This window comes from Lentilactobacillus sp. Marseille-Q4993 (assembly GCF_951230165.1).
Classification (GTDB): Bacteria; Bacillota; Bacilli; order Lactobacillales; family Lactobacillaceae; genus Lentilactobacillus.
Genome location: NZ_CATNVB010000003.1, coordinates 72,330 through 91,968, shown reverse-complemented (window position 1 = coordinate 91,968; position 19,639 = coordinate 72,330). Strand labels below are relative to the sequence as shown.

General features: G+C 40.3%; 25 protein-coding genes. 19 read left to right on the top strand and 6 right to left on the bottom strand.

Annotation, left to right across the window (positions count from 1 at the left end; all coding sequences use genetic code 11):
- The 6 genes from QOW94_RS02100 to QOW94_RS02075 are packed head-to-tail and all read left to right on the top strand — an operon-like array spanning window position 1 to window position 5,850.
- Window positions 1–1,440: an aldehyde dehydrogenase family protein gene (locus QOW94_RS02100; protein ID WP_283678447.1), complete on the top strand. Its 1,440-nt coding sequence runs from the start codon at window positions 1–3 to the stop codon at window positions 1,438–1,440.
- A 3-nt stretch (window positions 1,441–1,443) separates the two neighbouring features.
- Entirely contained in the window at window positions 1,444–2,565 is a 1,122-nt protein-coding gene (locus tag QOW94_RS02095) for a 1-propanol dehydrogenase PduQ (protein ID WP_283678445.1), read from the top strand.
- 22 nt (window positions 2,566–2,587) lie between these two features.
- On the top strand, window positions 2,588–3,769 hold the full coding sequence (locus QOW94_RS02090) for an acetate/propionate family kinase (protein WP_283678443.1): 1,182 nt from the start codon (window positions 2,588–2,590) through the stop codon (window positions 3,767–3,769).
- Window positions 3,770–3,787: 18 nt separating this feature from the next.
- Window positions 3,788–4,138 carry a BMC domain-containing protein gene (locus tag QOW94_RS02085; RefSeq protein WP_283678441.1) on the top strand — a complete coding sequence of 117 codons (351 nt, stop codon included), beginning with the start codon at window positions 3,788–3,790 and terminating at the stop codon, window positions 4,136–4,138.
- A gap of 40 nt (window positions 4,139–4,178) precedes the next feature.
- Window positions 4,179–4,961: a tyrosine-protein phosphatase gene (locus tag QOW94_RS02080; protein ID WP_283678440.1), complete on the top strand. Its 783-nt coding sequence runs from the start codon at window positions 4,179–4,181 to the stop codon at window positions 4,959–4,961.
- A 19-nt stretch (window positions 4,962–4,980) separates the two neighbouring features.
- The gene (locus QOW94_RS02075) at window positions 4,981–5,850 is read left to right on the top strand and encodes a GNAT family N-acetyltransferase (protein ID WP_283678438.1); all 870 of its coding nucleotides are present in this window, start codon (window positions 4,981–4,983) and stop codon (window positions 5,848–5,850) included.
- 62 nt (window positions 5,851–5,912) lie between these two features.
- Here the strand turns inward: QOW94_RS02075 and QOW94_RS02070 are convergent, their stop codons facing one another.
- The 3 genes from QOW94_RS02070 to QOW94_RS02060 all read right to left on the bottom strand — a co-directional run bounded on the left by QOW94_RS02070 (window position 5,913) and on the right by QOW94_RS02060 (window position 7,306).
- Complete coding sequence (locus tag QOW94_RS02070) at window positions 5,913–6,353, bottom strand: EutP/PduV family microcompartment system protein (protein ID WP_283678436.1); 441 nt, start codon at window positions 6,351–6,353, stop codon at window positions 5,913–5,915.
- Between the two features lie 104 nt (window positions 6,354–6,457).
- Window positions 6,458–6,649 carry a hypothetical protein gene (locus QOW94_RS02065; RefSeq protein WP_283678434.1) on the bottom strand — a complete coding sequence of 64 codons (192 nt, stop codon included), beginning with the start codon at window positions 6,647–6,649 and terminating at the stop codon, window positions 6,458–6,460.
- A gap of 243 nt (window positions 6,650–6,892) precedes the next feature.
- On the bottom strand, window positions 6,893–7,306 hold the full coding sequence (locus tag QOW94_RS02060; RefSeq protein ID WP_283678433.1) for a hypothetical protein: 414 nt from the start codon (window positions 7,304–7,306) through the stop codon (window positions 6,893–6,895).
- A 114-nt stretch (window positions 7,307–7,420) separates the two neighbouring features.
- Here QOW94_RS02060 and QOW94_RS02055 point away from each other — a divergent pair, with 114 nt between their 5' ends.
- From QOW94_RS02055 to QOW94_RS02025, 7 genes are all read left to right on the top strand, one after another.
- The gene (locus QOW94_RS02055) at window positions 7,421–7,759 is read left to right on the top strand and encodes a hypothetical protein (RefSeq protein ID WP_283678432.1); all 339 of its coding nucleotides are present in this window, start codon (window positions 7,421–7,423) and stop codon (window positions 7,757–7,759) included.
- Window positions 7,760–7,844: 85 nt separating this feature from the next.
- Window positions 7,845–8,723: a hypothetical protein gene (locus QOW94_RS02050; protein WP_283678430.1), complete on the top strand. Its 879-nt coding sequence runs from the start codon at window positions 7,845–7,847 to the stop codon at window positions 8,721–8,723.
- 368 nt (window positions 8,724–9,091) lie between these two features.
- Window positions 9,092–9,682 (top strand): ECF-type riboflavin transporter substrate-binding protein, encoded by a 591-nt coding sequence (locus QOW94_RS02045; RefSeq protein WP_283678428.1) that lies wholly within the window; start codon window positions 9,092–9,094, stop codon window positions 9,680–9,682.
- A 15-nt stretch (window positions 9,683–9,697) separates the two neighbouring features.
- Window positions 9,698–11,389, top strand: coding sequence for an ABC transporter ATP-binding protein (locus QOW94_RS02040; RefSeq protein ID WP_283678426.1), 1,692 nt, complete (start codon window positions 9,698–9,700; stop codon window positions 11,387–11,389).
- Window positions 11,390–11,402: 13 nt separating this feature from the next.
- Entirely contained in the window at window positions 11,403–12,260 is an 858-nt protein-coding gene (locus tag QOW94_RS02035) for an energy-coupling factor transporter transmembrane component T family protein (protein WP_283678425.1), read from the top strand.
- Between the two features lie 14 nt (window positions 12,261–12,274).
- The gene (mmuM, locus tag QOW94_RS02030; protein WP_283678424.1) at window positions 12,275–13,231 is read left to right on the top strand and encodes a homocysteine S-methyltransferase; all 957 of its coding nucleotides are present in this window, start codon (window positions 12,275–12,277) and stop codon (window positions 13,229–13,231) included.
- Between the two features lie 226 nt (window positions 13,232–13,457).
- A complete protein-coding gene (locus tag QOW94_RS02025) occupies window positions 13,458–14,411 on the top strand; it encodes a coiled-coil domain-containing protein (protein ID WP_283678423.1) in 954 nt (317 codons plus the stop codon).
- Window positions 14,412–14,464: 53 nt separating this feature from the next.
- Here QOW94_RS02025 and QOW94_RS02020 read toward each other — a convergent pair whose 3' ends face one another.
- A complete protein-coding gene (locus QOW94_RS02020) occupies window positions 14,465–14,851 on the bottom strand; it encodes a hypothetical protein (protein WP_283678422.1) in 387 nt (128 codons plus the stop codon).
- A gap of 141 nt (window positions 14,852–14,992) precedes the next feature.
- On the opposite strand from QOW94_RS02020, the gene QOW94_RS02015 reads away from it, so the two are divergent.
- The 5 genes from QOW94_RS02015 to QOW94_RS01995 all read left to right on the top strand — a co-directional run bounded on the left by QOW94_RS02015 (window position 14,993) and on the right by QOW94_RS01995 (window position 17,093).
- Window positions 14,993–15,187: a hypothetical protein gene (locus QOW94_RS02015; protein ID WP_283678421.1), complete on the top strand. Its 195-nt coding sequence runs from the start codon at window positions 14,993–14,995 to the stop codon at window positions 15,185–15,187.
- A gap of 125 nt (window positions 15,188–15,312) precedes the next feature.
- The gene (locus QOW94_RS02010; RefSeq protein ID WP_283678420.1) at window positions 15,313–15,702 is read left to right on the top strand and encodes a hypothetical protein; all 390 of its coding nucleotides are present in this window, start codon (window positions 15,313–15,315) and stop codon (window positions 15,700–15,702) included.
- An 18-nt stretch (window positions 15,703–15,720) separates the two neighbouring features.
- A complete protein-coding gene (locus QOW94_RS02005; RefSeq protein ID WP_283678419.1) occupies window positions 15,721–16,056 on the top strand; it encodes a hypothetical protein in 336 nt (111 codons plus the stop codon).
- 80 nt (window positions 16,057–16,136) lie between these two features.
- A complete protein-coding gene (locus QOW94_RS02000) occupies window positions 16,137–16,622 on the top strand; it encodes a hypothetical protein (RefSeq protein ID WP_283678418.1) in 486 nt (161 codons plus the stop codon).
- A 33-nt stretch (window positions 16,623–16,655) separates the two neighbouring features.
- Window positions 16,656–17,093: a hypothetical protein gene (locus QOW94_RS01995; protein WP_283678417.1), complete on the top strand. Its 438-nt coding sequence runs from the start codon at window positions 16,656–16,658 to the stop codon at window positions 17,091–17,093.
- 71 nt (window positions 17,094–17,164) lie between these two features.
- Here QOW94_RS01995 and QOW94_RS01990 read toward each other — a convergent pair whose 3' ends face one another.
- Window positions 17,165–18,019, bottom strand: coding sequence for a hypothetical protein (locus QOW94_RS01990; RefSeq protein ID WP_283678416.1), 855 nt, complete (start codon window positions 18,017–18,019; stop codon window positions 17,165–17,167).
- A gap of 41 nt (window positions 18,020–18,060) precedes the next feature.
- Window positions 18,061–18,732 (bottom strand): hypothetical protein, encoded by a 672-nt coding sequence (locus QOW94_RS01985; protein WP_283678415.1) that lies wholly within the window; start codon window positions 18,730–18,732, stop codon window positions 18,061–18,063.
- A gap of 351 nt (window positions 18,733–19,083) precedes the next feature.
- Between QOW94_RS01985 and QOW94_RS01980 the strand changes: the two genes are divergently transcribed.
- On the top strand, window positions 19,084–19,638 hold the full coding sequence (locus tag QOW94_RS01980; protein WP_283678414.1) for a restriction endonuclease subunit S domain-containing protein: 555 nt from the start codon (window positions 19,084–19,086) through the stop codon (window positions 19,636–19,638).
- Window position 19,639: the final 1 nt, after the last annotated feature.

Here is a 19,639-nt window from a genome sequence, read left to right as displayed (position 1 = left end):
ATGCAAGTCACAGATCTAGAAAATCAAATCAGACAAATTTTAAAAGAAGAACTCTCAACCTCTGGCAAGAGTTCTTCTGACAATATTAATCAACCAGACGGTTTGGGTAACGGAATCTTTACCTCAGTTGATGAAGCAATCGCTGCCGCAAAACAAGCTCAAGAAGCTTATGCTGACAAACCAATTGCTTTTAGAAAGAAAGTTATTAAGGCAATCAAAGACGGCTTTGGTCCCCACATTCAACAAATCGCTGAAGCAATTCACGATGAAACTGGAATGGGAACAGTTGATGCCAAGGTTGCTAAGCTAAAGAATGCACTCTATAACACACCAGGCCCAGAGGTACTTCAACCAGAAGTCGAAACTGGTGATGGCGGAATGGTTATGTATGAATATACTCCATATGGGGTTATTGGTGCCGTTGGTCCAAGTACTAATCCCGCTGAAACAGTTATTAATAACTCAATTATGATGTTGTCAGCAGGAAACGCATTATTCTTCGGTGCCCACCCAGGTGCAAAGGATATTACTAGATGGACGATTGAGAAGCTAAACGAGTTTGTTTTCAATGCTACTGGTATGAAGAACTTAGTCGTTTCACTTGATAAGCCATCAATTGAGTCAGTGCAACAAATGATGCAACATCCGGATATTGCTATGCTTTCAGTTACTGGTGGCCCTGCTGTTGTTCACCAAGCATTGACTAGTGGTAAAAAAGCAGTCGGTGCCGGTGCCGGTAACCCACCTGCAATGGTTGATAGCACTGCAAATATCGATCTTGCAGCTCATGATATTATCGTGTCAGCTGGATTTGATAATAATATTTTATGTACTGCTGAAAAGGAAGTTGTCGTTGAAGCAAGTGTTAAGGATGAATTGATTGAGAAGATGCAACACGAAGGAGCATTCCTAGTTACTGATCCTCATCAAGTTGACAAACTAGCTGAAATGACAATTCAAGATAGTGGTGATCCTGACCGTAAGTTTGTTGGTAAGGATGCCACATATATCCTTGATGAAGCTGGAATTTCATACACTGGTAACCCAACCGTTGTTATCTTTGAAGCTCCAAAGGATCATCCTTTAGTTAAGACAGAAATGTTGATGCCATTACTCCCAATCGTAACTTGCCCTGATTTCGATAGCGTATTGGCAACTGCAGTTGAAGTTGAAATGGGCAATCATCATACAGCTTCAATTCATTCAGAAAACATTCCTCATATTAACAAGGCAGCTCACAGAATGAACACCTCAATCTTTGTTGCAAACGGCCCAACCTTTGCTGCAACAGGTGTTGGTGACAATGGTTACTACAGTGGTGCTGCTGCATTGACAATCGCAACCCCAACGGGTGAAGGAACAACTACTACAAAGACATTTACGCGTCGTCGTCGTTTCAACTGCCCAGAAGGATTTTCATTAAGATCTTGGGAGGTGTAGGCCATGGAAGAGATTCGCATTCCAACCAAAATTTATTCAGGCACTGACAGCTTGAACTGGTTAACTAAGATTAGCTCTAAAAAGGTATTCTTAGTATGTGATTCATTCCTGCCAGATACGCCAGCGTTTAACACGATTGTTGGCAAAATCAACTCATCTAACCAAGTCTCAATTTTCTCTGATGTTAAGCCAGATCCACCATTGGAAAACATCATGGAAGGGGTTAAGCAGTTTAACGACTTCAAACCTCAAATCATTGTTGGAATTGGTGGTGGTTCTGCCATTGATACAGGAAAAGCGATTCGGTTCTTCGGTGAAAAAGTAAATCACTGTGAAATTGAAGAATTTGTTGCCATTCCAACTACTAGTGGAACTGGTTCAGAAGTTACCAACACCAGTGTGGTTTCTGATACTAAGAACCACAATAAGTTTCCAATCATGGAAGATTATTTGATTCCTGACGTTGCGTTACTCGATCCTAAGCTAGTAATGACGGCACCCAAAAATGTAACCGCCTACTCAGGCTTGGATGTTTTGACTCATTCGTTGGAATCATTGGTTGCCCAAGATGCTAACACGATTACCGATGCTCTTGCTGAAAAGGGAATTGATATTATCTTCAAGAACTTGGTGGATTGTTATAAGGATGGTAATGATGAGGAGACCAGAAAAGTAGTTCACGAAGCTTCTTGTGCTGCTGGAATTGCGTTTAATAATGCCGGTCTTGGAATCACTCACTCGTTAGCACATCAACTTGGTGCCAACTTCCATATTCCTCATGGTTTGGCATGTGCAATGTTGTTGCCACTCGTAGTTGAATATAATGCTAAGAACTGTGAACCAGCAATGCACAAGTATGCTGAAGCCGCTAGAAAAGCTGGCTTGGCCTCGACTGGTTTGAGTGATCGAATTGCGGTTCAGAGGATTATTGCCAAAATCAAGCAATTGATGATTCAAATGAACTGTCCTCGGACTTTGAGAGCCTTTGGTATTGATACTGAAGACGCTAAGTCAAAGACAGATATAGTGGTTGCTGATGCCAAGAAGGATGGAACATTCCCTGGTAACCCGGTCGTTCCTTCTGATGAAGATCTTAAAGAAATCTATCAACGAGTTATCAAATAAATATTAGTGAGAGGGTACATGTATGGTAAAAGTTCTATCAATAAACGCAGGTAGTTCATCGCTAAAATTTAAATTATATTCCATGCCTGCAGAAGAAGTATTAGTCAGCGGATTGGTTGATCGAATCGGCCACCAAGACGGAGCTTTTTCTTACAAAGTTGGCGATGAAAAACACGAATCAGTTCAGCCCATCGAGGATCATACCAAAGGGGTTCAACTGGTGATTGACGCATTGCTAGACAGTGGTGTCATCAAAGATAAGTCGGAAATTGTCGGAGTCGGACACCGAGTTTCTCACGGTGGTCGCAAGTATGAAAAATCAGTTGAGATTGATGAAAACGTTGAAAACGAAATAGATAAGTTAGCGACGGTTTCCCCTCTTCACAATCCTGTTAATCTCGCTGGAATTAAAGCATTCGAACAACTACTTCCAGAGGCTCGTGATGTGGCGGTCTTCGATACATCTTTCCACAGTACGATGCCACCTGAAGCGTACATGTACGCATTACCTTACGAATATTATGAAAAGTACGGAATCCGGCGTTATGGGTTCCACGGTCAATCTCATCAGTACGTATATAGTGAAGTTCAGCGAAAGTTTGGTGATGCCCAGGCAGCTAAAATCATTTCGTGTCACTTAGGAAACGGAGCAAGCATCTGTGCAATTAAGGACGGTAAGTCAGTTAACACGTCGATGGGCTTCACGCCACTTGCTGGTTTGGTAATGGGTACTCGTTGTGGTGATATTGATCCTAATATTATTCCGTTTATCGAGGAAAATGAGCACTTAAGTCCAGATGAAATGCGAACAGTCATGAACAAAAAGTCTGGGCTGCAGGGCTTATCTGGAGTATCTAATGATGTTCGGGATGTACTTGAAGCAGAAAGTGCAGGCAATGACCGAGCTAAATTGGCATTAAAAGTGTACGTCCACCAAATTCAACATTATGTTGGGGCTTACGCTGCTGATTTAAATGGGCTTGAAACGTTGGTATTTACTGCTGGGGTTGGCGAACATTCCGCTCCAATTAGGAGTCGGGTATGTAAACAACTTGGATACCTTGGGGTCACGATTGATGAACAGAAGAATAAGAATAATGAATTCGAAATTCAAGGTCGTGACAGTAAAGTCAAGGTGTTGGTAATTCCAACAGATGAAGAGCTCGTAATTGCCCGCGAAACTTCAAGAATAATCTCAAAATAAACGATTGGTGTGGTTAAATTGGCAGAAGATAGAAATATTGAACGTTCAATTCAAGAGTACGTACCTGGTAAACAGGTGACCTTGGCTCATATTGTAGCTAACCCAACTGATGATATCTATGAAAAATTAGGAATTCAGACCAAGAAAAATGCTCTCGGAATTCTAACGATTACCCCGAGTGAAACGTCAATTATTGCCGGTGACATTGCAACCAAAGCGAGTTCGGTCCAACTAGGATTTATTGATCGGTTTAGTGGTTCTGTTGTTATTGTCGGTGAGGTCTCCGAAGTGGAGTCGGCACTTCGGGAAGTTGTCGATACGTTGCATAACTTGCTCGGGTTTGACGTTACTAACATTACGAAGACGTAAGCGTAGATATTAAAGGAGGGAGATTGCTATCAAGAATCGAGTGTTACCAGTCAAAAGTGTTGTCAACATTCGGGACCTTGGTGGCTACCAGTCAGCCGATGGTCGGTTCGTCAAGTGGCGAAAACTGATTCGGTCTGGTGAACTCTCTGGGTTAACTGAATCTGATCAACAGGAACTGTTGAACTATGGCGTTAGTTGCATTGTTGATTTGCGTTCAAACGCGGAAATCGATAGCAACCCTGACGTGGTCCCAAAGGGGATCGACTACGTCCGGCTTCCCGTTTTTGATAATGATGAAACGGAAAGTAAGACCACTGTCGATAATTTGAACCAGATGTACTCGGATGATCCTAATGGGGGTCACCTACGAATGATGTATGTGTACCGACGGTTAGTTTTGAATAGCCAGCCGAGAAAGGCCTACCGAGAGTTCTTACAGTCGCTACTTGTTAGTGGCGAGGATAAGAATATTTTGTATCACTGTGCTTCGGGAAAGGATCGAACTGGAATGTGTTCAATTCTGTTGCTTGGGGCACTTGGTGTGGACTGGTGGCAAATTAAGCAGGATTACTTGCTGACTAACCAACTGATAACACCAAAACTTGAACGAAGAATCACAGAGGCCAAGAAAGCCCATATGGGCAGAAACTTCTTACAGTCTTTACAGTCATTGACCTCCGTCTCTGATGATTACTTTGACCAAGCGATGACGCTGATCCAGCTAGAGTTTGGGGGAATCATTCCCTACTTGACTGATTATGTTGGCTTTTCGAATAGTGAGATTGCTGATTTAAAACGACTATATTTGGTAGGTCAAAAATGAAATTTGGAAGGGTCATGAAATGAAGAAGATTGGAATTATTGTTGGGAGCCTTAGGCGTTATTCTTGGGCTAAGGCGCTCGCCAAAAACATCGCAATTATTTTTCCAGCTGAATTTCAAATCGAGTTTATCGATATTTCTCGGTTGGGATTATTCAACGAGGACATTGAGAGCCAACCCAATGCAGAGTGGGACAGGTTCCGAGATCAGGTTCGTAGTTCAGACGGTATTGTATTTGTTACACCAGAATATAACCGATCAATCCCAGGGGGGTTGAAGAATGCCTTGGATGTTGGTTCTCGACCGACCAGTAAAAGTGTCTGGGAAGGCAAACCGGCAATGATAGTTTCAACATCAACGGGACGACTTGGTGGTTATAATGCTAGCCAGCATTTGAAAGATATTGCCCTGGGCATGTACATGAAGATTGATGGAGGCACTTCTGACCTTAATATTGGCGGTGTTGCCAGCATTTTTGACAATAATCTTGCCCTTAAGGATAAGGGGATTGCCCAATTGTTGAATATGAGTGTCCGTAAGTTTATTAGCCAAGTGGTTGTTAGCTCGATTGAGCCAGCAATTAGCCAAGCGGTAGGTAATGATTCCGATAAGTTTAATTTTGCCTTTTTACCTCACCAACTTCATCTGAGTGACCTAAAGGGAAATCAGGTGGCGTTTGCAGATATTGAGCTGAAGTTTGAACCAGACGTAATCATCGTTGACCATATTGAAGTTGATGACAAATATCGTGGTCAAGGAATTGCTAAACTAATGGCTGAAAAAATTGTGACAATTTGTCGAACATTTGATTTGAAAGTAGATCCACAATGTGAATTTGCGGTTGATTTCTTCGAAAGAAATCAGCAGTATCACGATTTAGTGCAAAGATAATATATGAAAAATAACCAAAAAATCCCGCCAACTTGAGCATAGTCAAAGTTGACGGGATTATTTTATTTAACGTGTGATTCAATGTAATTTCTTACTTGGTCGAGATTATCGCCAGTAACGGCAGAAACTTCCATCATGTCTGAAACCCCAGCGTCAAGGATTCGGCGGCGGGCATATTCAATGTCATCAGCGTTGGCTTCATCGGTCTTAGTAATCAGGCCAATAACGTCCATTGAAAACATTGTGGTGAAACCGGGTGGAAAGATAACGCGCTTATCCGTGGCACTCTGAATGAGGACGATGAGGGCTGCGTCAACCGAGGTTGTCATTAAATTTGAATACAACGGTCTGTGTTCAACATACTCGCCCGGAGTGTCAATAATGTCATCGTAGAAATCAAGAGATTGAGTTTTATTGTAGTGAAGTGATTGGTTGTGCATTGCCTGAATTAAGGTGGTTTTGCCACAACCAACCGCCCCAATAAGCATGGCTTTTTTTCTCATGGGATAGCCTTCCTTTTATGTCGTTTGTGAAAACGATTACAGTTATAATTATAACATTTGGACATGGAAAAACCACCTTCGAGTCGGCCGAATGTGGTCAAATGTTAGTACTTATAAAGGACAGGTTGCCCCTTAAACGAATGACTAAATGTGAACTTAATTTTGTGTCCTTTTTTATAAACGTACATGGTTTGGGTGATCGTATTCATCTTGTCACGACCAGATATTTTATAAGTTCTGGCGCCAACTTTTTTATATTTGGCGTGACTAGCGATGCCCAGCATTGGTGAATTCATAGTGTATCCACCCATTTTCCAAAAGTTATAAAATGGGGCTGAATGTTTACGAAAATAGATCCGGGTGTAATTCTTACGGGCACCGCGTGGTTTGCTCTTGTACTTGCCACGGAGAGCCTTGGGAATACCGTTGTGCCAGCTAGCTGCTTGAGTACTTTGGGGTGCAAGTAGAGCAAAAGTTGATAGACTGGATGTGAGAAGTAGGGGGGGGCGAGTTTGGTGAGTTGCGTGGGTGAGGCATCCTTAGTTATTGACCTTGTAGTAATAGTAAACGTGGCTTGGACCACCCAGACCACCTACATAGTTTTTCAGAGCTAGGCGACCGTTTCGGCGAACTCGCTTTAGTAAGGTGTAGTCATCCGTGTAACGGCGACCAAGTAGGTAATATCCATGTGCTCGCTTGCTGACAATCAGTTGCTTACCAGGGAGATTACCACCCCAATTCTTAACCCCAGATAGTCTTTGATAGTGGCCCGCCCGATATGTAGCGAAGGTGTACCTGGTTATTTTAATGGTTCCTTGGAGTTTTGATCTCCACTTTCCCCTCAACGACACCGGTGTCTTTACATATTTTGCCTGGGCGGTAACTGGAGTACTCATCAGTGAAACTCCAAACAAACCAGCCATTGCCGCAGTTAACGCGAGTTGTTTTTTCATTTTAAATCTCCTCCGAATATAGAATGATATTATGCGAATCAAGTTATAAATTTCAACTTTTATAATACAATAATGGTGGTAGTTTTAAAGGATTTTGATTAGGGGGAATACATGATGAAAAAGTGGTTAATTGGGGTTGTTACGGGGGTTTCGATGTCTGCCTTGTTTGTGATTACGGGAAGTAGTGTATCAGCACACAGTTATTACTATTGGCTCAGGCCCCACTGGGTTACGGTGACTAAAAGAGTTAAAATTGTGAAAATTAAAAACACGATTCCACGGGTTAATTCTTATGCAGTTAAGCATACATGGGTCAAACGTGGTCACCATCTAAAAGTCCATCATGGAGCAAGCTATTTATGGGTCGTCGAGAGTGGCAAATTTAATACTAACGGTTATTACACTTACGTTGTTGCCGCCAACAAAGGCTGGTTCAAAGCCGGGATCCACTAGTTAAAAAAGAGTTATGTTTGGGTGAATTGAGGTTGGATATCGGTTAGCCGGACTATAATTTTCTCGAGTACACGGAGGGAAAATAATGAAAATTACTACAAAATTGACTGCGACACTGTTGTTGGCTTTTGCGTTTGGTGGGACAACTATCACGCAAGCTAAGACTGCAAAATTCAATATTAATAGTATCCAGAATCCATTTACAAAGACATATTATCGAACTAATAGGGTAATTAAAATTCCAGTAATGTTGGTTAATACGGCCAATAAGGAGCGAGTTCATAAGACGTTGACCATTCCCAAGGGGACGATTGTTGCTGCAAAGATGAATACTTATTGGAATTCAAAAATCCATAAGAATAATGACTATCGGGTGGATTACTATGGCGACAGTCTAAGCTATAAGATTAGAAAGACCGTATTAACCAAAGGACTTAGATTCTATGATAGCGGGCTTGGATCACAGGATGTTAAATATCATAAAGGTCAATTAACGAAGGTCAGTCGACCGGGATATGAGCTACCTTACAGCTTTGGTGACCTTCAATATGGGTCATTGCCTAAGCTAAGCAAGCTGAATGTTCCAGCAAAGTATTCTGATAAGCTACAGATAACTTCGGATGGATATCTTGAGTACTATAAAGCGAACCCTAAGCTAGTTGATGTAAACGCATATTTGGGTGAATATCCCAATAAGCCAGTTTCAATTGCTAAGATTACGGCTACCAAACAGAAGGGCGATTCTCGGTATCTATACACCAAGACACATGTTAAAGGAGTAAGCGATAAGCACATTCGTAAAACTGGAAGCTATCGTTATCGACTAAGAATTACAAACCTTCATAAACCAACCGATAGATATAGTTACACGGATGGTGATTACTATATGAGTGAGTGGTTTAGCACTTACTCAATTGGTGGTAAGAAGGCATATACCCAGATTGGAACTGATGGTGGGGATTAAGTTGATTAAAAAAATGTTGACTTTAATTCCGAATGGTTGTTTAATATTCAATAATTAGAAAAACATTAGATAAGCGATGATTGAATGAGTAGAATCTAATTGTGCGATAAAGAGAGTCAGATTAGGTGAGAGCTGACCGCAACGATTACTTCGAATATGGTTCATGAGCATTTCTTTGTGAACGCAATGTGAGCAAAGACGGTAGCCTCGTTATTGGCAAAGCAGTTTGATGTTTAGACTGTGGAGATGTCGAATTCTGCTATTGGCATTATTTGATAAAGACAGGTGGTACCGCGTGAAGACGCCCTCGATTTTTCGGGGGCGTTTTTTGTTTATCTAAAATTAGATAAAAGAAAGAGGAGATTATCATGGCAGCAAATGAAATTAGAGAGTCAGTTTTTAGTAAGTTAGTTGGAAGATGGAGTACGCAATCAATCGTGACGGTAGCGATTGGATCAGCATTGTTTGGGGTATTACTAGATTTTGTTGGCATTCCCGTTTACACAAACACAAAGTTGTCCGTAGCTTACCTAGTTCCAGTCTTTGTCGGAGCCCTTTACGGTCCGCTCCCGGCTGGGTTTATTGGACTGTTCGGTAACTTCTTTGCCGACTTGATTGCTGGTTCGGGATTTTGGCCAGAATGGTGGATTGGTAATTTCATCGCAGCCTTTGTGATTGGGCTATTACCACTCTACGGTGCCAGAATTGAGGACGGGATTTTTACCAAAAAACACGCAGCCATTTTCACCATCACATCGTTGATTGGCCTGTTGGTCGCGTTTGGATTCATCGCTCCATTTTTAAACACGCTGTTCTACGGTGGTGAGAAGCTGATCAACTTTGCTCAGGGATACATTGCAGTGATTACTGATGGGGCAATTACAATCATCGCCGGGATCCCGCTGCTATTCTCACTTGCCAAACGCAACCGGAAAAATTCTCACCTAACCAAAGAATAATCAAGGAGGGTCACCATGACAGCTCTACAACCAATCATTAGTTTTAAGGATTTTACATTCAGATATAAGAGTCAAGAAGAACCAACGTTGAAAAACATTAACCTAGATATTTATCCTGGCGAAAAGGTTCTGATTTTAGGACCTAGTGGCAGTGGTAAGTCAACCCTTGCCAAGACAATCAATGGCTTGATTCCCAATCAGGATAAGGGTGAGTTTACGGGGGATGTCATCGTTAATGGTGAATCATTAGCTCAGTCGACTGTCTTTTCCCGTTCTGAGTCTGTTGGGACGGTGCTACAGGATTCAAATTCGCAGTTTGTTGGGTTGAGCGTTGGTGAAGACATTGCCTTTTATCTAGAAAATTTGAATACACCATTACCCCAGATGAAACGAAGAGTTGCTGAATCAGCTGATATTATCGGCATGAAAAACTTTTTGAATCGGTTGCCATTTTCATTATCAGGTGGTCAAAAACAAAGAGTGACGGTTGGTGGAGTGTTGAATGGTGATGCCCCGATTATCTTGTTGGACGAGCCGTTGGCGGCATTGAATCCTAAGATGAGTAACGAAATGATTGAGTTGTTGGATAGGTTAAACAAGCAGAATAACAAGACAATCGTGATTATTGAGCACCGGCTGAAAGAAGTGCTTCACCGCCATGTTGATAAGGTTGTTTTGGTGGCAAATGGAGAGATTGTTACTGTTACCACTCCTGATAAATTACTTTGCTCTGACCTGTTAGAAAAGTATGGGATTCGTCAGCCGTTGTACTTAGAGTGTTTGGATAAGATTGCCAAACCGGATGCTAATCAAAAGAATCTGTGGGATGTTGATCAGATTGATTTAACTAAATATCAATCTGGGGTCAAAGAGTTAGCTACTAGACCAGCTTCTGTGGCTGAAGTTGATGAAAGTGAAAAAGCTGATCTGTTAACGATCAACAACCTCCGCTTTAGTTACGACAACCAGCCGTTTGTGCATATTGATGATTTAACTATCAAACGGGGCGAACGAATCAGTTTAGTCGGTAAAAATGGAGCGGGTAAGTCAACCTTTGCTCAATTGATATGTGGTGTATTACGACCGCAAATTGGCAGTATCACTGAACTTGGGGAAGACATCAAAAGCAAGTCAATCCAAGAGATTGGCAAGCAAATCGGCTATATCATTCAGGATCCAGACAAAATGATTGTTGAAGATACGGTGAGTGATGAGGTCGCACTAGCCCTTACTCTGAGGGGGTTTGTGGAAGCTGAAATTAAGTCCCGGGTTGAACAGGCACTGAAGGTAACCGACCTGTATTCAATGAGAAATTGGCCGGTCGATGCCCTTAGTTTTGGCCAGAAAAAACGATTAACAATTGCCTCAATGTTGGTGCTAAAGCCAGCGGCCTTGATTCTTGATGAACCGACTGCTGGTCAAGACTATCGTCATTACAAACAAATGATGGACTTTATCAATCAGCTTGCGGTGCAAAATAATATGACGGTTATTGTCATCACGCATGACATGCAACTGGCGCTTGATTACACCGACCGGACGTTGGTGGTTGATGATGGCGGCATTATTTCAGATAAGGATCCATTTGCAACGTTAGCTGACCAACAGTTGATTGACCGAACGGGATTACTTCAGACTTCAATCTACAAACTGGCTGCTAGAGTTGGCGTTGCCGGTGATAAGTTAGCCAGAGCCGTTTCAATTTAGAAGGAGGAACATCATGGAAGATACATTTATCGTTAACTATTTACCTGGAGTTCACTCCATTCAAAAGCTGAACGGAGCTACCAAAATTGCTTTGCTGGTTGCTAATCTAGTGCTGATTATGGTGACTTTTGACGTTCGAATTTTAGGAATCGCGTTTTTGATCAACTTGGGGCTGTTACTCTCCGAAAGACCACAGTGGCGGACTATCAAGGCTGTTACCTGGTTTGTCGTTTGGATGAACCTGCTGAATGTGGCTCTGATGTTTTTAGTTTCACCAAACGTGGGCAGTAACGCGATTGGTCAGAGTACCGTCCTATTTAGCCTAACCAGTCACTATCCGGTGACCGCCGAAACCCTGTTCTATCTGAGTGTGCGGTTGCTAAAAGTTTTCAGCATGTTCGTTGCCAGTCTGTGGTTCATTCTTGCAATTACCCCTAGTCAGCTGGCCGAAGGATTGTACCGCCTGCACGTACCATATAAAGTCTGCACAATTATGTCGTTGGGGTTGAGATCAGTTCCTGATATCATGCGGGATTACAAGACTATCAAGAATTCGCTTCAAATGAGGGGATTGGAGCTTGATAAGAAACGAACGGGCCTTTTCAAACGAATTAAATTGTCCGTCAAAATTTTGATGCCGCTTTTGTTTTCGACGTTTAATCGAGTAGGAACAATCGCAACGGCGATGGAATTACGACTCTATGGCATTAAAAATCAACGTTCCTACTACAATTTTCAGCCAGCTACCAAAGTTGACTGGACCTTTAGATTAGTAGCAATCGCCGAACTTTGTCTGGCAGGGGCGTATCTATATATTGAACTATTCATTACGAAGGGCGGGTTATCCCACGTATGGTATCCCGGTAAATAAACGAGGTGACGATTATGGTTGGTAGTTTGCTAAAACAACGATTACTGAGAGCTCCCCACAACGCATTGGTCCTTGATGGGGCGATGGGGACGCTGCTTGAAAACGAGGGCTTGATCGACAGCGATAAGTTGTGGTCAAGTCAGACCCTGATTAATAATCCGGAGGCCATTTACGATGCGCATACCAAGTACCTAGAAGCAGGGGCGGATATCATCATTACGACAACTTATCAATCCAATCCGCTGGTATTCACGACGAATGGGATGAGTGATGAGGACGCCAGTCACTACATTCATAAGGCTGTCAAACTAGCTAAACAAGCCCGTAACGACTTCGCTGCTAGGACGCAGACGTTACCTGCTGTAATTGCCGGAAGTGTTGCCCCATACGGAGCGTTTCTGAGTGACGGTAGCGAGTATACGGGGGATTATCATCTGACAAAGTACCAATATCAGGATTTTCACCGACCACTGCTTGAGGAGCTTGATGATGCAGGAATTGATATCTTTGCCCTTGAAACCATGCCCAGGTTTGATGAGATTCAGGCACTGGTAGAGTTGCTGTATCGGGACTTTTCTAACAAACGAGCATGGGTGTCACTGAGCACCGCTGATGAGCGGACGATTTGCGATGGGACGCCAATTTCTGAAGTGGTTAGGTATCTCGATGAGCAACCAAACATTGAATTGGTTGGGGTAAACTGTACCTCGATTCACCGAATCAGTGAGCTGATTAATGAAATCAAGAAGTACACGGATAAGCCGGTGATCGTGTATCCGAATAATGGGGATGTGTTTGATACCGATAAAGGTGAATGGGTAGCAAGCAAGACACCTGCAGACTTTGGCGAGTTTGCCCAGAAATGGTTGGCAGAGGGGGCCAACGTGATAGGTGGTTGCTGCCGAACGACGCCTGCAGACGTGAGAAAGATTGCGGAGCGGGTGTATGATCTGAAGGTGGATGTTAGTTAGAGTTGAAAATCAAATATGAGTTGAAGAACCTCACTAAAGTTAAGTACGGGAAAAAGGGTGGAGGTTCTTTTTTGTTTTGGAAATATTTTTGAATATATGTAACAGGGGTTATAGTTAATGCCGTTATTTCTGAAAGTAAACCCTTTAAATTAATCCTTTATTACCAACTTGTATTCCTGTACACTACTAAAGTTACATAAATTTTTAAAGGGAGATTTTTATTTTTATGAAGACAAAGCAACTAGCAACAACTTTACTAGCTACTTCGTTATTATTTGGGGTTAGTTTGACCACTGCGAGCGCAAAGACCAAGTCAATGAAGGTTAGTGTGAATAAACTGACTGAGCAAAGTACTTATGTTAAGGGAAAGACTAAAGCCAAGGCCACGGTAAAAGTGACTCGCAAGGGGATTACTTACGCTAAGGGTCACGCCAATACTAAGGGAGTATTCAAGCTTAAGGCAAAGTACTCTTTGACTGGCAATTGGCATTATCGAGTAACTGTTTCAAAGAAGGGGTACAAGACCGTTAAAAAGACGGTGGCGGTTAAGACCGTTAAGTACAGCAAAAATACCACTACTAATAACAACTCAGTGGCACCAACTAATAAGCCAGGGGTGTTAAATCCTGAGAATACTAATGTGGCGGGATTACAACCTGGTTTAGGTGCGACAGTGATGACTAATGTGGAAAAGCATAAAGATGAGATCAACAAATTGAATGAACAAATCGCAGGATTAAAGGTTAAGGCTGATTCTTTATCAAAGAAAATCGCTAAGACGGATGCTGATGGTGGCAAACGGGCGAAGGCGGAAATGATGAAGGAAAAATATGAAGAATTTTTAGTTATTTATAGAAGCGATGGCCTAAGTGGTAGTGAATCGTTACTAGATTCCCTTAAGTCCGAATTAGAAAAGATGGATGCTAACTCAGATGATAAGCAACTAATCCTAGAATATCGGGCTAAAGAATTTCAGATTAAGAAAATAACTGAGCAAATTGATGAATATAAATCAATCGAAAATGAAGTAGGACCTGATGCTGAGAAAGCTGAAGAATACTATCAAAAGATGGTTGGCTTAAGGAATGATGCCGATAAGGCTGATGGATACAGAACTAAGTTGAAAGACATTAATAACCAAATTTCAGATTTACAAAAGAAGATTAGTGATTTGATTTAATAAAAGAAAAGCCTCGGTTCGTGTTAAGTGAACCGAGGCTTTGTTAATAATGTTTATTTTTTAATCCTGTAATACCTAACTCCATGGCTCGAAGCAAAAGTATTGTGGTTGATAACCTTCCATTTAAATGTATGATGAGTTTTTGCACCATAATCCTTTACTCTGAACTTGTATGTATGACCGACATGCTTGTAGTAAATATGGTTATATAGATTTGGCGCATAGAAGTAGTTGCCAATTGTTGAATACTGTCTATACTCAGATATTTGTTTTTTTGAGACTTCCCACTGTTTGTATGGTTTGTGTATCCAAGACCCTCTAAAGAATGTAGGTGTTCCCTTATGCCACTTTGCCGCATTCACACTTGTCGGATTACTAAATGCTACTGACAATCCTAATGGAATCGCCAAGACTCCCCAAAATAATTTCTTACCGTTCATTGATATATACCCCCGTATAAGTTTATTCACAAAAATTATATCACTATCGACTAATAAAAATATTATTATTTAGGATTATTGAATCTGTTTTGTAGTAAACTAATCTTGTACCAAAAATTTAATACTAAGGGAGACGTTTTGATGGACGACAAACCAAATGATTACTTATACGGCCGACTTTTCCCACACAGCATGCCAGAGGCGATAATCGCTAAATATGCCAGAGATGAGCTAGAGAAGCGCGCACGCTGGGGTGATGAGGAAGCAGAATATCTGCTTAATAAGAGAAATTATGGCAAATGTATAATTAAGATATTGTTTAGGAATAAAAAGTGATTTAAAACGCGTAATCGTTATGGTTACGCGTTTTTTGTTTGCCAAAATTCAACCTGCTTTTTAATTGAAGTGATTATGTATTGTAGTATTATAAAAAAGTAATCATATTTGAGGGGATGAACAAAATGAAATTAAACAGAATTGCAGTGATTGCTGGGCTAGCGCTTGGCGGAGTTACATATGTGTCGACGCAACAGCAGGTGGATGCGGCAGGATGGCATAAGGGGACGCCGAAAGTTTTGAGGCATCATTATACCAGTAAGCGTCATGGAATCTCTTACTATACGACAATTGGCAAGGCAGGCTTTGATGATGGTGGCCCCGGTGATGGGTTACATTTAAAAAATGTTAAATATAAGAAGGTTGGTAAACATTCTTATATCTTCTCAGGGATTGAATATTTCTATAGCCATAAGAGATATCACATAAAAGTTGTTGGTAATAGTCATAAGGTCACTAGTCGGGAAACCTATCCATATAATAACAAGTACTGGAGTGGCTGGGATTATAGATAAACAAAGGGGGATTAACCAATGAAAACCAAACAAATCGCACTCATACTTCTATCCACCACACTTCTTGGACTTGGCGGCATGACCGTTTCAGCCGGAGCAAGCTCATGGCATAAGGGATCACCAAAGGTTCTTCGTGGTACATGGAAAAATGAAGGCTATCCAGTATACAAGATCACCAAGAATAAGCTTACCGTATATGGTAAGGGCGGTGGCACTGGTAAAGTGAGTTATAAAAAAACTGGTCACAATAAATATTCTTTGAAGTTTAAAGTTCAAGGTTATCATTATACAGATAAGTTCACTTATATTAGCAAGCATAAAGCTAAGGCGAGAGGCCTTGTTTTAACTAGATAGTTAAAATAAGAGCCCAATTCTTTTTGGATAGAATTGGACTCTTACTTTTTAGGATTATATACAAGCGAGGAGAAAGAATGATGGGAATTAAGAAAATTGTTGCTATCGTACTTGCATCAGTTAGTTTGGGAATCACTTTTGCGATTGTTTCAGATTCGAATAGCACATATGCTGCAACAACTCCAAAATCTGTTAGAGGTACATTCTATCAATATAATGGTAAGAAAACGTGGAGAACTATCAAAATATCAAAAAGTTCTGCCTATATTAAATCACCCGGAGTGAAGGCCTTTAAGATATCAACTAGTGCCAAGTCCAATGCTCACAAAATGTCATTTAAAGGTTTTTACAAAGTAGCGAATGGAGTCAAAATTTTCTATTTACAACCAAACTTGAAATACGCGGCATCAAGTGCATTTCCCGGTAACGGTCTTGGACTCACGTATCGAAAAATTAATGGGAAAAAGTACAAAGTCATTAGAGGGTATCAAGGTGGAGTATGGTTTGATTTTGTAAGTCATAAGGTACCGCATAGTTATGGTGGTTTGGCGAATGGATCTCATTAAATAGATTTAAAATAATACGAAAGGAGATTAATAATGAAAAAACGAACTTGGATGCAATTAACTTTAATTGCGATAATTAGTGGTGGTGTTGGGTTAAGTTCAACCACGTCCTACGCCAAATCAAAAGATGTGACAACCCCAAAGTCCATTCGGGGTAATTGGTATCATCATTATAAAAATGGCGATACTTCAGTTTTCAACATCAGTAAATATTATTTTAAATCCTATCAGTACCATAACCATAAAGTTAGGTACTACTACGAACTGTCAGGAAAGAAGCATTATTATAAAACCCGCCAGTTAGTTGTTCAAAAAGACCATGGTAAGTGGCTTCTGTCCCAAAATGGTACGGATGCATGGACTATGCTAAAAGCGGTTAAGTATAATGGCAAGCAAGCGTTAGCTGATTATAAACCGTCTGGTGGGGGATTAATGTCTCCGTTAAAGGCTACGTATTATTATCATAAATAATAAGTGAAATATAAGTATAAAGCGCCTCAAGCTAGTTATTATTGTGAACTAGTTTGAGACGCTTTTTAATATTAGTTTGCTTTGTAATTATACGTTTGCCTATTTACCAATAGTATCTTCTGGTGCCAATTATACAGTGTTGAAAAACCTTGGTTACCGTATTTACCACCTAGTATTAAAGGAAAATATGATTGTAGTGGATCATACATATGGCTGAATAACCTAAATCCTTTCTTTCCAGGAGTAGTTCCGTAGTCAATTGGTGCATCATTTGTCCAGTACATTTGCCAATGCCTTGTATGGTTTACAAATTTTTCAGATAAGCTGTGGATACCAGGAACAGATTCAACAGCAAATTTTGGATGGTTTGTTAGCCAGTAAATGTAATTGCCATCATACAATTTTGCAGTTCGCATACCAGGTACGCGACTATAGCTATTAATTAGGCCACCTGATTTTTTAGGCTTAGATAAAAGCATCACATCTTTTTGGGAATTAGCTAAGTGTTTACCAACTTTAGGAATGGCAATTTTAGATACCCACTTAGGATGAGTGGTGTATTTATGAAAAACGTACCCAACATAAAATTTATGCTTTCCTGGAGTAGTCTTAACACATCGGTAAAGCGCCCAGCGCCCGTTTCTAAGTCTATACTTTATCTCATAAATCCACCAAAAACTCTCACCAGTTTTTGCTTTTGATATTTTAATTGGGTGCTTATCAGTTAAATCTGGATAGGTGTATATTTTTCCGTGAGTCAGCGTAATACTTTTCATATGCATTCGCTTTTGACTCCAAATCTTTACATCTTTATAGTGTTTAGCGTAAGCAATTTTGTACTGGCCTGAAGTACCCACAGAGAAGGTAAAGACACAAGCAATAGCAAATAGAATTAAATTTATTAGCGTTTTTTTGTTGAATTGCATTATTGTTGTCCCCCTATGTGCTGTATTAATCTCAAAGCTGATTAATTACCCGTTGGCCACTCGTACTTAAACATATCTGGAGCTTGAATCAAAATCTTTTTCTTAGTATTGACGGCTCCCATACCATTGATTGCACCGCCCATGTTTGGCATATAGTTAAATAGATTATCTTGATAGTAATATGGATCTTTGAAACCAGGAGCTTTAATATACGTTCCATCAGTATCAGTTTCATAATAGGTATTCATTGCATAGTCTACCCAGTGTTTACCGTGTGATGGATTTGTGATTTTATCGCTTTTGTTGAGCATTTTAGGCATTAATTCAATCACTTTTTCCTTTTTAATTCCGCTTTTATTATCAAAATAATAATCATCAAAATAAAATCTGTGGTTATTTTTTCCAATTGCATAAAAGTTTATTAGTGGAAAGGATCTGTGGCCTGTAGTTGCGACATATAAATTATGATTCTTTAAAGAAACATGGTTATGTTTCAAAACATAGTTTGCCTTGTGCATAAAGTCCTTTTTGGTTTCAGAGCCACCTATAAATTTAATCCAATGTGATTCTGACCACTTATTTATTTTCTTTCCAGTCTCATACCCAATTGTTCCGTAAGTTTTCTTTGCCGATGCGGTTTCTTGGTTAGAGACAAGTGATAAGGACATTGCTCCAACCCCTAAAAGAATGGTACTGATTATTTTTTTGTTCATTGTTATTCCCCCTAGTGACTATAATTATTCCACTTTTGTAAGCATAATTCACTAATAAATAGTTTTTCTTTGAACTAGCTGAAAACACAAAAGCAAACTACACCCTTTTACCCATTGACCCCACCGTAACTTCCTTGTTACGCTTATACTCATCCTAATTCATAAATTAATTATGTATTGCTCAATTTTTGATATATACATAGGAATAGAAATCTAAAAACGCTTCTGCTTTTTAAATAAATCATCAGATTTATTTAAAAAGTTGTTGACGAATGATCTTCACTCTTTTACAATTAGTTTTGTAATAATAACTCAGCTGATTTATTTTTAAAAAAGAGGAGGAGGTAACATTTGAAATTAGATAAGATTGCAAAAGTATCCGTTGGTGCAAACAGCTTCGTACTTCGTCAAAAGATGGATAATCCAAATATCTACACCAATGAAGATATTGATTTCGATCTATCACAAGGCTATTGGAGTAAGGATGCTAAAAGTTCGACGGGGGACAGCTTAGTTGCGGGGGATTTAATCATCAATTTGATGACTAAGAAATCCACAATTGTTTCACCACAGTCAGAGGGGAAAATAATTCCACAGAACATTATGCGGATGACGGTCGATGATTCCAAGGTATATAGATGGTATATCTGCTATGTCCTAAATGAATCGGAAACGGTGAAGCGTCAATTGTTCACAACAATGGAAGGTTCTGCGATAAGAAGAATGACTGCTGGCAGTGTGAGGGGATTAGATATCAAACTACCGCCATTTGAAGCTCAAAAGCGGTTAGGTGACGTTTATCGTCAAATGCTCATTCAGATTCGGCTACAACGAGAATACTCAAAAAAAATAAACAAAGCGATTCTTACTATATTAGATAAGAACGATATTAACGGAGGAAAATAAT